We start from the raw sequence: 13,412 nt of genomic DNA, 5'->3' as shown, positions 1-13,412 counted from the left end.
GAAATACGGCTATGAAGTTCGCTGGAAAAATTCGCGTCACCCTGGGGTGCTGCGTCTTTGCAGCCGCATTTCTCACCTCGCCGCTTGCGATGGCGCATGGCGGCGAGGACCATGGCAACGAGGAGAAAGCTGTCGATCCGGGCATTCCTGCCCGTGTAGCGGCAAGCTCGGAACTCTTCGAAATTTCAGGTGTGCCGACGGCGTCGGGCGGGGGCAAGCTCGTCATCTATCTGACGGACTTCTGGTCAAACCAGCCCGTCAAAGGCGCAAAGATCGATGTCACTTTCGGGGAGACGACCGCTCAGGCTATCGTCGTCAAAGAGCATTACGAGTTGCCTGCACCATGGGTGACGAAGCCGGGCAGCTATGCGCTCACCTTCGCGGTCTCGGCTGGCGATAATTCTGACCTTCTGATCGGAACGCTCGATATACCGGCGGCAGCAGTTCAGCATACCCACGAAAGCATCTGGGATCATATCGTTCCGCACGACCTGATTGCCGATGCAAGCGAGAAAGGCACCGCAGCCATTCTCGATCTTCCCGATAATTCCCGCCGCGCGGCTGACGGCTCGATCTTCATGCCGAAGGCAACGCAAGCCCTCCTTGGCGTCGAGACGATCCGAACCTCTCAGGCAGGCCCCATCTCAAAGATAATGAGCTTCGCGGGCCAGATTGTCACCGATCCGAACAAGAGCGGGGTTGTGCAATCGCTTCTCAATGGCCGCATCGAACCGCCGCAAGGCGGCTTCCCGGTCATCGGTTCCCGTGTCGAAGAGGGTCAGATTCTTGCCTATCTGATGCCGCGCGTTGAACTCGTCGATCAGAGCGATATTCGCCAGACGACGGGAGAACTCGATCGCCAGATCATGCTCGCTGAGTCAAAAGTTGCGCGCTACGACAAGCTGAAGAATGTCATAGCCGACTCGCTCATTACCGACGCGCACACGGAACTCGATGGCCTCAAGGCCCGCCGCGCCGAAATCAAACCTGTGCTCGGTGAGCGCCAGCCGCTTCTCGCGCCCGCGTCCGGTGTGGTTGCCGTTGCAAATGTGATGGCGGGCCAGGTAGTCGATCCGCAGACAACGCTTTTTCAAATCGTCGATCCGAATAGTCTTTTCGTGGAGGCGCTCGCTTTCGATCTCACCGCCGTGCCCGGCATCGAGCGCGGTGCGAAGGCGGCAAGCGCCGTCACCTCTGACGGGCAGAAACTTTCTCTAGAGTTTGCAGGGCGCAGCCTTTCGCTGCGTCAGCAGGCGGTGCCGCTTCTCTACCGGATCAAGAGCGGAGGCGACGGCCTGAGCCTCGGTCAGCCGGTGACGGTTGATGTGCCCGTCGAAGAGCCGGTAAAGGCGATCGCCGTTCCCCGCTCAAGCGTTGTGCGCACCGCAAATGGCCAGCTATCCGTCTTGCTCCATGTTGCGCCAGAGCGCTTCGAGGCACGGCCTGTTGTTACCGAGCAAGTCGATGCGGCCCGCCTCGGCATTACCGCTGGGATCGATCCTGACGTGCGCATCGTCGGGCGCGGCGCTGAACTCGTCAATCAGGTGCGGTAGGCCATGTTCAATTTTCTCGTCAGGACAAGCCTTGCCAACCGCCTCGTCGTGCTTGCCGCTGCGGCAATTCTCGTCGTGTGGGGCAGCTTCACGGTTTCGACCCTGCCGGTCGATGTGTTTCCGGATCTCAACAAGCCGACCGTGACGATCATGACAGAAGCCGAAGGCCTCGCGCCGCCCGAAGTCGAGCAGCTAATAGGCTACCCGATTGAAAGCGCGATGAACGGCCTTTCCGGCGTGACGCGCGTGCGTTCTGTTGCCGGTATCGGCCTCTCGATCACCTACGTCGAGTTTGACTGGGGCACCGATATCTACCGCAACCGGCAACAGGTTGCCGAGCGCCTTGCGACGCTATCAGCCCAGCTGCCGCCCGGCGTGACGCCGCAGATGGGGCCTGTCTCATCCATCATGGGCGAGATCATGCTGATCGCCGTGACGGGCGGTCCTGAAGCCGATCCAATGACGGTGCGCGAGACGGCGGATTTTGTGATCCGCCCGCGCCTTCTCGCAATACCGGGCGTCAGCCAGGTCATTCCGATCGGCGGCGAGGTCCGGCAATACCGCGTCACCCCAAATATCGCGGCAATGGCTTCGCTCGGCGTCAGCGCGTCCGACATCGAAGCCGCGATCCGCGCCTTCGGAACGAACACGGGCGGCGGCTTCGTCAACCAGGACGACCGCGAGTATCTCATTCGCAATCTCGGGCGCACGACAAGCCTTGAAGATTTACGCGGCATTTCCGTCGCAGCGCGCGCGGGTCAACCGGTTCTCCTGCGGCAGGTGGCGACCGTCGATTTCGCGGCAGCGGTCAAGCGCGGGGATGCGGGCGCAAACGGCGCGCCAGCAGTGATCGTGTCCGTGCAGAAGCAGCCGGGAGCCGACACCGTAAAACTGACGCAAGAGGTCGAAGGCGCTCTCGCCGAGCTTTCGCGCAACCTGCCGAAAGGGATCAAGGCGAACCAGCTTCTCTTCCGTCAGGCGGATTTTATCTCGACATCGATTTCGAACGTCGAAAATGTCCTGAAAGAAGCTGCGGTCGTCGTCGCCGTCGTGCTGTTCCTTTTCCTCCTCAACGTGCGGACGACGGCCATTTCCCTGACGGCTATACCGCTCTCGCTGTTCGTCACTGTCCTCGTCTTCAAATATTTCGGGCTGTCGATCAACACGATGACGCTCGGCGGCCTCGCTATCGCCATTGGCGAACTCGTTGACGATGCCGTGGTCGATGTCGAGAACATCTACCGCCGCCTGCGGGAGAATGTCCGGCTTCCAAGGCCGCGACCGCTGCTCGAAGTCGTGGCAGACGCCAGCATCGAGGTGCGATCCGGCATTATCTACGCGACTTTCATCATCGTCCTTGTCTTTGTGCCGCTGTTCGCGCTCTCCGGCATTGAGGGGCGGCTCTTCGCGCCGCTTGGCGTCGCCTACATCGTCTCGATCCTTGCGAGCCTCCTTGTTTCGATCACGGTGACGCCCGTGCTCGCCTCGTTTCTGCTGCGCAAGTCGGTCGAGAATGCACATGGCGATAGCGCCATCGTCCAGACGCTGAAGCGCTGGAATGAAAAGGCGCTAAAGGCATCTTTTCGGTCGATACGGTTTGTAGCCGCATTCGTTGTCTGTGCATTTATGGCCGCACTGCTGTTTGCGGCGCTCCTGCCGCGCACCTTCCTGCCGCCGTTCAACGAGGGAACGCTCACGATCAGCCTGACGCTCAATCCCGGGATCTCGCTTGAGGAAAGCAACCGTTTGGGCCTGATCGCCGAAGCGCTGCTGAAAGAAATTCCCGAGGTCAAATCCGTTGGCCGCAGGACGGGGCGCGCCGAACTCGACGAACATGCCGAAGGCGTTCATTCGGGCGAGATTGACGTCGATCTCAAAAAATCGCACCGGACGCGCGAGGAGATTCTGGCGGATGTCAGGCGCAAGCTCGCCGTGCTCCCGGCGAGCACCAATGTCGGCCAGCCGATCTCGCACCGCCTTGACCATATGCTGTCGGGCGTTCGCGCGGAAATTGCCCTCAAAATTTATGGAGACGATACCGAGACGCTGCGCGCGCTTGCTGAAACACTGCGTGGCAAACTCACAGGCGTAAAAGGCCTCGTCGATCTGCAGCTTGAGAAGCAGGTTCTGATCCCGCAACTTGAAGTCAAGGTCGATCCTGCCCGCGCTCGGCTGTACGGCATCACGCCCTCAGGCGTTACGGAAGCGCTCGAAAGCCTATCGAACGGACGCAAGGTTTCGACCATCGTGGACGGCGCGAAGCGCTTTGATGTCGTGCTGCGGCTTGCGGATCAGGACCGCACGACGGCGGGCCTTGGCGGTCTTCTCATCGAAACACCGAAGGGCCGCATTCTGCTGCGCCTTGTCGCCGATGTTTCGGAATCGGAAGGCCCGAACCAGATTCTGCGGGAAAATGGCCGCCGCCGCATGGTCGTTCTGGCGAACAGCGACGGTTCCGATATGGGTGCGATCGTGAGGCAGATCCGCGATGTCGTCGCAGCGACGCCATTGCCAGCCGGATATTCGACAAGCCTTGAAGGCACGTTCCAGGCGCGCGAGCAAGCCTCAAAGCTGATCCTCGGGCTGTCGGTCATTTCGCTATCGTCCATCTTCATCGTGCTCTTCAGCCGTTACCGCTCTGCGGTTCTGGCCTTCATCATCATGGGCAATGTACCGCTCGCCTTCATCGGCAGCGTCGCGGCGCTATGGATCGCGCACCAGCCTTTATCTGTCGCCTCGATGATCGGCTTTATCACGCTGACGGGCATCAGCGCGCGTAATGGCATCCTCAAGATCAGCCACTACATCAATCTGGCTCTCCATGAAGATGAGCCGTTTGGCGAAGGTCTCGTCATCCGTGGCAGCCTCGAACGGCTGACGCCCGTTCTTATGACGGCGCTCTCTGCGGGCCTTGCGCTGACGCCGCTGCTGCTCGATGCGGGCGCGCCCGGGAAGGAGATACTGCATCCCGTTGCCGTGACGATATTCGGCGGGCTTATCAGCGCAACGCTGCTCGATCTTCTCGTGACGCCGCTCCTGTTCCTGCGCTTCGGCAGGCCCGCGCTTGAGCGTCTCGCAATCAATCCTGTTCCAACGGGAAAACCCCAACTCGCTGAAACTTTCTGACAAAGGAGAATGATATGTTTCGCAACAAAGCCCATCTTATCGCAACCGCTCTCGTGCTCGCTGCTTCTTCGCCCGCGCTCGCGCACGAGGAGGCCAAAGGCTCGCATGGCGGTCACGTCATGGAGGCCTCCGGCCACCATATTGAGTTTGTGCCATCTCCTACGGAGGTAACGTTCTATCTTTCGGACGAAGCGGGAAAACCCATCCCCTCGAAGGACGCCAAAGCAAAAGCCTTCGTGCAGGACGGCGGCAAGACGACACCGCTCGCGCTGACGCCTGCCGATCCAGACAAACTTACGGCAAAGCTGGCCACGCCTCTCACTCCGGGCTCGAAGGTTGCCGTGACCGCGACAATGCCGGATGGGCATAATCTGCAGGCGCGTTACGTCGTGCCGTAACCGGGCCGGGATCGAACAAAATCTATCCTCGCGTCGCAAAGTATTTGATATCGCCGGCTATCGTCGCTATGCGCCCATCTATGATGCGCCAGTCACCGCAAACATCTTGATTGGAGAAGAGAATGAACGCCGAGATTCTTCATTACAGGCGCCGCGAGATGTTGAGATTGATGGCGGCCGTACCTGTCCTGTTGGCGACAAATGCCGGGGCGAATCCGCTCCCCGTTATTGAGGTCTACAAAAATCCGAGTTGCGGTTGCTGCGGCCGGTGGGTGCAGCACTTGAAGAGCAACGGCTTTATCGCGAACATCAATGAAGCGCCTGACATGTCGACTATCAAAGCGCGGTTCCGAGTGCCTCAAGATCTTGCATCGTGCCATACGGCTATAATCGCTGGCTACGTTATCGAAGGGCACGTGCCTGCTCACGCCATTCGGCGGTTGCTTGCCGAACGACCTCAAGCGTTGGGCCTTGCTGTCCCCGGCATGCCGGTTGGCTCTCCCGGAATGGAGGGAAGCTCGCACGAAGCTTTTGACGTGTTTCTCTTCACTTCAGAAGGAAGCAAGAAGGTCTTTGAGCACTACGACTAAACTTCGCCCTAAACGCGCGCATGCCCATCGCTCCGAAGCCAATTTTCCGTATCTGTACCCGAGCGAGAGTCCTTGGTGTGTCGGCTGTGAACAAAGCGGTACTCAGCGCGGCGAGCAAGGCTTCCGCTTTGCGATCGAAAGCAGATATCCGCATCTGGTGGATTCCGACCTCGTCCAACCTTCTAGCCAATGTCGGCTCATGGGACCTTGCGGTCGTGTAGCGCCGTCGCGATGCCGAGAAAGCGATAATCGGCCGAAACTCGGTAGGCAGCCGCCGGTCATCCCATGAAGGTCAGATGCGCTCGAAAAAGCAGACTTCGTGCCTTTTTCTAACGGGCCATTTGCGGCCCGATCAAATTGCGCGGTTTTCGCTCTCATAAGATCATCCTGACTTCGTCAACCAGGCGTGCAGATCGGCGCTGATCGTCTCGGCGTCCGTCGTCGGCATGCCGTCCGGGCAGGCCTTATAAGACTTGAATTTGCTGTTTATCGCGCCTCTTTCGCGAAAGCCGAGAGGCATCACCTTGATCAGTCAGCGTCATTTTTTCGCATACCCGGTATATATGTCCACGGCGTTATCAGCAGGGGCATCTTTGACGGAATTAAAACGCATGCGTCAACGCGATGATTGGCATCTCACAGGCGACATCGACCACGAGCAAGGATCTGGCGATCCGTTCGCCGCCGCTGTGAGGGCGACACGGATGCCGATGGTCGTCACCAACCCGGATCTCGAAGATAACCCCATCGTTTTTTGCAACGAAGCATTTCAACGGCTGTGCGGGTACGAGCGCAGCGAAATTATCGGACGGAACTGCCGATTCTTGCAGGGTCCAGAGACAGATCAGAATTCCGTTCGTCGAATACGTGCGGCTATCGAGGGTGGACGGGATATCGAACTCGACATTCTTAACTACCGCAAGGATGGTTCCACATTCTGGAACGCGTTGTATTTGAGCCCGGTTCGCAACGCGGCAGGAGACATCAAGTTCTTTTTCGCCTCCCAACTCGACGTGACGGCTCGAATTGAGGCGCAGATTCTCATTGCCCGGCAGAAGGAGGAGATTGAGCGGGAGGTGGAGGCGAGGACCGCTGCTCTGCGCGCGGCTTTGGACACGAAGACATTGCTCCTGCACGAAGTCGACCATCGCGTTAAAAACAATCTCACGTTGATCGGCTCGATCCTGCGGCTGCAGGCTAGGCGCATCACCGATCCCGTTATCGCGTCCCAGCTCAGTTCGATGCTTGAACGGCTGGACGCGCTGTCGGCTGTCCACCGCCAGCTGTACGAATCGAGCGATTTGGCCGTATTCGACGCTGGGGCCCTTGCCGAGACCCTGGCTTCGGGGATTGTCGGGACATGTGGCAGGAACGATATCGCAATCGTCCGCGATGTTAGTAGTGTTCCGGTTCCCTCATCGACCGCAGCGCCTTTGGGGCTCATTCTTAACGAGGTCATCACGAATGCCGTCAAGCACGGCTTTGCGAACGGTCGTGGCGGAACATTGAAAGTGAATGCGAAGTCGGACGGCTCTTCGGGAATGATTGCGATAACGGATGATGGCGCCGGGTTCGGAACAGAGCCCCCTTCCGGAGGTTTAGGATCGGTGCTGATCGAGCGACTCGTTCGGCAAATCGGTGGACGCGCTAGCTGGGAAAGTGGTCATCCGGGGAGTCGCGTTACTATCGTCTTTCCGGTGCATGAGAGTGACTAGACCAACACCGCCCCTAGATGTCCTGATTGTCGAGGACGAGGCGTTGATTGCCTTGGACCTGTCTTTGCTCGTGGAGGATCAAGGGCATCGCGTGGTGGCCGAAGCAGATTCGCTCGATGCAGTAACCCAAGTTGTGGGAACAATTGCGCCAAACCTTGTCTTCCTCGACCTGCATTTAGCCAAAGGCCAGAGCGGCTTTGACGTTTGTCGCCTCGTTCAAGCCGCGTGGAAAGACAGCACCATCGTTTTTCTCACTGCGAATCCGGATCTGGTTCCCGCTCATTGCTGCGGAGCCCACGGCGTCATTTCGAAGCCGTTTACGAGATCCGGAATTTCGGAAGCGCTACGTTATCTCGAACAAGGCATATGCCGCCCGCCTCCCCATGGGGACGCGCCCGAATGCCTCGCCAAGACGGACAATTTCAAAAATCAATGGTGACCTTCTCAGGCTACGACGCGGAGTCCTTCCTCAGGGTTTTACTATCCGGCGATCGATACCTCGGGGGATTCCTAGGAAATCAAAGAAAGTGCTCCGGATTGCTCGGCGCGCCATGAGCAACCTCGTCTTCTGTCAACCGGAAAGCGGACCGGCGAATGCGAAGCGGGGATGACATCAAACGGGTATGCGCAGGTGAACCCTTAGTCCACCGGGCGACCAGTTGCGGCGCACGTCGGCCCGCATCGCCTTCGCCATTGATGTAACCAGCTGACTTCCAAATCCGACTGTTGATGGCTCGGCGTCGATGACGGGACCGCCGCGTTCGATCCATTCAATCTCCGTCGCGTCGGATCGAGACGTTACCTCCACCGCAAGCCGACCCTCGCAATTCGACAGTGCGCCATATTTGACGGCGTTGGTTGCGAGTTCATGTAATATCAGCGCCAACGGCGTGGCGACGGCGGAGTTGATGTCCGAATCGGCTCCACTGACGATGATGCGGCCCGATAGATAATACGGGGCAAGGATCGTCTGAATAAGCCCGGCATACGTTTGATGCTCGCCGGATTGCACAAACATCGACGCGGCATGATCCGTTTTGATATACCGGTTTGCAATCGCCAGGGATTGAAGCCTGGTCATCAGGTCTTTCGCGAAGGCGTCGGCTTCCGGCTTCGAGCGCGCCGCCATTGCGATCAGGCCCGTCACCACGGCGAAGATATTCTGAATGCGGTGGGAAAGCTCGCGCGAGATCAGATCGCGGGCCTCTTCGGCTTCCTTGAGATCATGGATGTCAGTGCAGGTTCCGAACCATCGCTCAATCGCACCCTGGCTGTTGCGGATGGGGAGCGCCCTCCCGAGCGTCCATCGATACTGCCCGTTGCGATCGCGTAGGCGATATTCGATTTCGTAGGGCGCTCCGGTCGCAAGCGAGTGACGCCAGGTTTGCCACGCACGCTCACGGTCGTCAGCGTGGAACATCTCGTTCCAGCCTTCTCCGTCCGTCGAGCCGTAGGGCACGCCGGTGAATTCGTACCAACGATCATTGTAGAAGTCGTGGTACCCGTCCGGTCTTGTCGACCATACCATCTGGGGCATGGTGTTGAGGATGTCGCGGAGACCCGTCTGCAGATTGGCCGAGGCAAGTTGGTCTTCAACCAAGCCCACAAAGTCTTTGAGGTTCGCCTCGTCTTGATCCGTCCAAGCCCGGGGTTGCGTATCGATCGCGCAAAGGGACCCGACGACCTCGCCCGCCTGCGCCCTGATGGGCACGCCGAGGTAGGCGATGCAGTTGAGGTCCGTCACCGCCATGTTGTCCCGCACCAGCGGATCCTGCCGTGCATCGCAGACCCTAAGAGTTTTCTCGGATTCGACGACGTGCCGACAAAACGAATGACTCAACGGCGTTTGGCGCGCGGAGGCCCAAGGCTCGGACAAACCGTAGGAGCTTTTGAAAAACTGCCCGCTCGCGTCAACGATCGATATCAGCGATACGGGAGCCTGCAGCGTTTGCGCGACCAGTCGTGTAATGCGGTCGAATCGGTCGCTTCCCGGCAAATGATCGAGCTTTGCGAAAGCTGCGGCCATGAGGCGCTTCGGGTCGTCAAGATTGGCCACGCGAACTCACTTTGGTCGGCAATTGCCGTCTGCTCTTATTCTCTCAGTCAGTTGGGGTTTAGTTGCTCACACCTATGGCGAGAGCCTGGATCCCTTCAGGATGCCCGCCTTAAGACTCCAACCGCAACAATGCTACCGCAAGATCGGGGGATGCCGTCCCGATTTGGCCGAAACGATCCATGTCGATGGTATATGCCGTTTAGCGAAAACTCGAACATACGGCAACTTCACCGAAATCTTCTCACCCCGCAAAAAACAGCAGTATGTTTAATCGGCTCGTTCGGCACAGCTCACCCGGCGATGCGGGCGACAGGTATCAATCGCAGTTTCTGTTCAATCAACCCCAACATACCGCCGGCTTCCGCGCAATTTATGCCTCATTGACGCAGAACGCGGTTTTTATGACGCGAAGCCTCACAAGGCGGACGTGGTCGGCGAGGGGCGTCCGCCTCGCCGATCATCGCGCGCTCGGTGTCCGCTTATGGCACATAGCGGACGTTCCATGAACGCCGCCCCTTATCCTGGTTGGGCGGAATTCGACTTTTTTTTTGCACCGCTTGGTCCACATCCTCCGGGGTCATGAGGACCGTGACCCGAGACTTCACCGTTCCGCTGGCCTGGGCGACAATGGCGTTCTGTTTCCGTTGTCCTGGAAAGTCCGAAGTACGGACTTTACTTCGGTCGAGGACGCATCTGTCTCCCCAAGCCATGTCGCCCATTCTTCGGGCTGAAGGATCGCGGGCATTCGGTCGGTGATCTTCCTCCGCACGGCGAATTGTTCGCGCGTTGACGTCAGTGCCCACTCGATACTTTGAGCCGAAAGCTTACCCTGAAAGACTACGGAAGCTCTGATCCTTAAAAGACATCCCAGAGCCCTTTTGCAACTTGCGTCGCTGCCTTGTCATAGATCAGGTCGTTCGCCTGCTTATCGAGCACGTAAGCGAAGACGCTGCGACGTCCCATGTCGGGCTCGACCTTCACCTTGTCGACGGCGATGATCACGTGCTCGTCGCCCTTCGGAGGCCCGAACTTGGATGCGATCGCTAGGCCGATGTCACGCTCTTCCTGCTCGCCAACTTCGCCGCGAAGGATCTTCGAGAACTTTGAGGTTCGAGCAACGCAGAAGCCGTGATCGGCCTTGTTGCCGAACTCGGCCGAGCCTGCTGAAGCGATGATGCGAAACGGCTTGATGCCGCCGGCATCGCCATACCCGCCCTTCGGCAAATGCGTCACGATCTCGAAGATGATGCCCAGCTCTCGCGTGAGCGCGCGGGCTTCCTTCATCATGCGACGGACATAGATCGTTTCGCGCTCGCCGCCCGAGACGTCGTGATCGAATTCGTTCCAGGGATCGCAGACGAACACGCGAACGCCGTGCGATTTGTTGAAGAAGCGAACGCGCTCGAAGTATTCGATCATCGAGCGCTCGTTGAGCACGTTGGGCTCATCCCAGAACACGCGACGCTCAAGGTCCATTGCTGGCCGGTGATCGATATTCCTCTCGATCGCTTCCTGGGCTGAGCAGCCGATCGCCGTTCGCCAGGTGCGCTGCCGAAAGTCGACGCGGCGGTCTTCCCAGGCGCAGACGTGTAAGCCCCAGCCGTAGTGATGCGCGAGCTTGAGCCCGAAGAGTTGCGCGATCGTCGACTTGCCCGAGCCGTAACCGCCGCAGAAGACCGCGATGTCGGGGAACGTCCATCGTGCGGTGAGCTGATCGATGTGCGCGTGGAATGTTTCGAGTTCTGGCTCGTCTCCCCAGTCGGCAAGCGATCGCGATGTTTTCCAGTACACGTCCTTCGGGCGATTGAGCCGCGCGAGGACCTGCTGCGGGTTTGCCTTCGACAGAGTGACGCCGTGCCCGAGATCGATGAAGCGCAGATCGGCAGCCTCGCGACCTTGTGCGATCAACTCCGCCAGGCGCGCGATGCCGTCCTCCTCGCTCTCGGCGACGACGAGCAGGTTCTGCGTGAGTTCGCTCGGTAGGACCTTCAGGCTGTTGATGTCGTCGATCTTCACCGCCGGCATCCGGAACTCGCGTTGAATGAAATCGAGGTCCGCGTCGTTCTCGACAATGAACGTGACTTGCTGCGCCTGCAAATTTGCAATCGGGTTCGTATTCATTTCTGGGCCTCCACTGTCCTCTGAACTCAGAACGCTGTTTCCCGCTGCGAGGGTCGTGCGCTTACGGGCGTTCTCGACTTGGGGGTCACTCTGCTACCCCCGTACGCAAACGCCGCTCCTGAGCGATCCTCAGAGCTGTCTGATGCCGCCCCTGCCGAAGTTGGAGCGATTGAACCTGAGCCCGCCGGCTGCCGGCGCTTTGCGCTTGTCGGCCTCCTGGTAGGCCAGCGCCTGATTGATCTCGGCGGCCACCATCGTCGGTGTCGCGTTGCGTGGGTCCTTGGCGACCTTGACCGCGGCCTTCACGAGCGCAGCCGATAGATCGAGCCCCCTGGCCTTCGCCTCCTGCTCGAAGTGCGCGAGCGTGCCGTTCACGAGCGAGAGCCTCCCGAGCTGGATGTCGAAGACGACGCCTTCCGAGCCATCGAGCGAAGACAGCGCGCCATAGCGACGGTTGTGACGGACGCTCGCCGCGTGCGGGTTCAAGTTGTTCAGGTCGGAGCCAAAGCGAGTTGCAGCTCCGACGCGTACCGGCAGTTTTGTTGCTGCTGCAACGTGTTGTTGGGGGGTAGGGGGGCTTTCACTTGAGCCGTTATCAGCTCTGCCTTTTTCGAAAGAGCTTGCGCCAGCAAGAGGGGGAGATTGGGCGCTGTGCGCCTCTCGCCCGTTCTCTTGCTGGTTTAATTGCCGGTTCCTTGCAGGTTCGCTCGTATGAAATGGCAGGGGTGGATCGTCGGAAATGGCAGGGGTACCCTCGTGCGAATTAGCAGGGGTGGTATCGCCGGAAATGGCAGGGGCCTCAATCGGCGGCCTATCGCCCGAAATGGCAGGGGTACCCTCGTGAGAATTGGCAGGGGTTTGACTCAGCTGCTCGCGACTATAGATCCTTTTGGCGCACCTAGCGTCGCGTTCGGCATTGAGCCTGTCGTGGATTGAATAGATGCGCTGATAGTTGACCCGCACGATTGGTTCTCGCCCAGGGCGCGATGTTGCTGAGATCAACCCCTCCTCAATTGCAGCTTGGCGCGCCCGACCGCCTGCACGGGGGTCCGTCGATCCGACCGCCGCCGCATAGGTCACGTTCGACGCCCAGGATGTTCCGATCTTGTTATTCTCTCGACGAAGCGCGACCAGAGCGGCCAGCTTTGGGCGCATATTGATTTCCGGATCGAAAAGCACCGCATCGATACGCTCGAAGGCGTTCAATGTCTTGGCGTCGTTGTCCTCTGGCACCGTGTAAATCCCCCAATTCGCTGCGACTGTATGCTTGACCGCAGTCACGATTATTCGTAACGGGAGATCGAATTCCTCGTCCTCGATCTCCGAGATCATCGACCAAAACTCGCGAGGTTCTGCCAGGAACCTCGTTACAATGTTCGAGCCGGCTGTAAAAAAAATTACGCTGACTTCTGCAGTGCGCGCGCATCGCGCTCGGCGACGCGCTCATTCTGAAATTGAGCCAGCTCCGATTCAAGCCAACCGATCCGATGCTCCGAAATTCGGATGGGCGCGGGGTAGACACCCTTTGGCCATCCGCGTTTCAGCGTGCTCACCGAAATACCTAGGCGTTCAGCTGCATCTGCCGCTCCGAATATTCGACAGGCCAAAACATTGGATGCAGAGCTATTGGTATTAGGCTCAACAGAGGCTATCACGGTATCCAATGCGGAATGGCTGATTGCGTCGTTGCTAGTCCGATCCATTTCATGCTCCAGCATGCCGTTTTCAATTAATGTGTTTCGCAATGTATTCGGAAAAACTTGAAGCGCCAGAGCGTTCAACCCATTGATTCCCTGTCCATTTTTTATGGACAGGCCGGTGTCAAGATTAACTGGACACCGACCTCGTAAGGC

The 13,412-nt window shown here is 58.8% G+C and carries 11 protein-coding genes; 6 read left to right on the top strand and 5 right to left on the bottom strand.

Features of this window, described 5'->3' with window-relative positions:
- Positions 1-11: 11 nt before the first annotated feature.
- From EKK30_RS08975 to EKK30_RS08950, 6 genes are all read left to right on the top strand, one after another.
- On the top strand, positions 12-1,553 hold the full coding sequence (locus tag EKK30_RS08975) for an efflux RND transporter periplasmic adaptor subunit (RefSeq protein ID WP_290983470.1): 1,542 nt from the start codon (positions 12-14) through the stop codon (positions 1,551-1,553).
- A gap of 3 nt (positions 1,554-1,556) precedes the next feature.
- Positions 1,557-4,679, top strand: a complete 3,123-nt coding sequence (locus EKK30_RS08970) for an efflux RND transporter permease subunit (RefSeq protein WP_290983467.1) — start codon at positions 1,557-1,559, stop codon at positions 4,677-4,679.
- A 14-nt stretch (positions 4,680-4,693) separates the two neighbouring features.
- Positions 4,694-5,077, top strand: coding sequence for a hypothetical protein (locus tag EKK30_RS08965; protein WP_290983464.1), 384 nt, complete (start codon positions 4,694-4,696; stop codon positions 5,075-5,077).
- Between the two features lie 122 nt (positions 5,078-5,199).
- Positions 5,200-5,667 carry a DUF411 domain-containing protein gene (locus EKK30_RS08960; RefSeq protein ID WP_290983461.1) on the top strand — a complete coding sequence of 156 codons (468 nt, stop codon included), beginning with the start codon at positions 5,200-5,202 and terminating at the stop codon, positions 5,665-5,667.
- Between the two features lie 611 nt (positions 5,668-6,278).
- Positions 6,279-7,382, top strand: coding sequence for a PAS domain-containing protein (locus EKK30_RS08955; protein ID WP_290983458.1), 1,104 nt, complete (start codon positions 6,279-6,281; stop codon positions 7,380-7,382).
- Complete coding sequence (locus EKK30_RS08950) at positions 7,375-7,821, top strand: response regulator (RefSeq protein ID WP_290983456.1); 447 nt, start codon at positions 7,375-7,377, stop codon at positions 7,819-7,821. The genes EKK30_RS08955 and EKK30_RS08950 overlap by 8 nt, the downstream gene beginning before the upstream one ends.
- A gap of 174 nt (positions 7,822-7,995) precedes the next feature.
- On the opposite strand, the gene EKK30_RS08945 is transcribed toward EKK30_RS08950, so the two are convergent.
- The 5 genes from EKK30_RS08945 to EKK30_RS08930 all read right to left on the bottom strand — a co-directional run bounded on the left by EKK30_RS08945 (position 7,996) and on the right by EKK30_RS08930 (position 13,340).
- Positions 7,996-9,438, bottom strand: coding sequence for a PAS domain-containing protein (locus EKK30_RS08945; protein ID WP_290983453.1), 1,443 nt, complete (start codon positions 9,436-9,438; stop codon positions 7,996-7,998).
- A 601-nt stretch (positions 9,439-10,039) separates the two neighbouring features.
- On the bottom strand, positions 10,040-10,207 hold the full coding sequence (locus EKK30_RS18145; RefSeq protein ID WP_366927326.1) for an SOS response-associated peptidase family protein: 168 nt from the start codon (positions 10,205-10,207) through the stop codon (positions 10,040-10,042).
- Positions 10,208-10,293: 86 nt separating this feature from the next.
- Positions 10,294-11,559 (bottom strand): hypothetical protein, encoded by a 1,266-nt coding sequence (locus tag EKK30_RS08940; protein WP_290983450.1) that lies wholly within the window; start codon positions 11,557-11,559, stop codon positions 10,294-10,296.
- 129 nt (positions 11,560-11,688) lie between these two features.
- Positions 11,689-12,891, bottom strand: a complete 1,203-nt coding sequence (locus EKK30_RS08935; protein ID WP_290983447.1) for a hypothetical protein — start codon at positions 12,889-12,891, stop codon at positions 11,689-11,691.
- A 65-nt stretch (positions 12,892-12,956) separates the two neighbouring features.
- Positions 12,957-13,340, bottom strand: coding sequence for a hypothetical protein (locus tag EKK30_RS08930; protein ID WP_290983444.1), 384 nt, complete (start codon positions 13,338-13,340; stop codon positions 12,957-12,959).
- Between the last annotated feature and the right edge of the window lie 72 nt (positions 13,341-13,412).

The sequence above is a fragment of the Hyphomicrobium sp. genome, from assembly GCF_003987855.1.
Lineage (GTDB): Bacteria > Pseudomonadota > Alphaproteobacteria > Rhizobiales > Hyphomicrobiaceae > Hyphomicrobium_B.
This window is presented reverse-complemented; position numbering and strand designations above follow the sequence as displayed.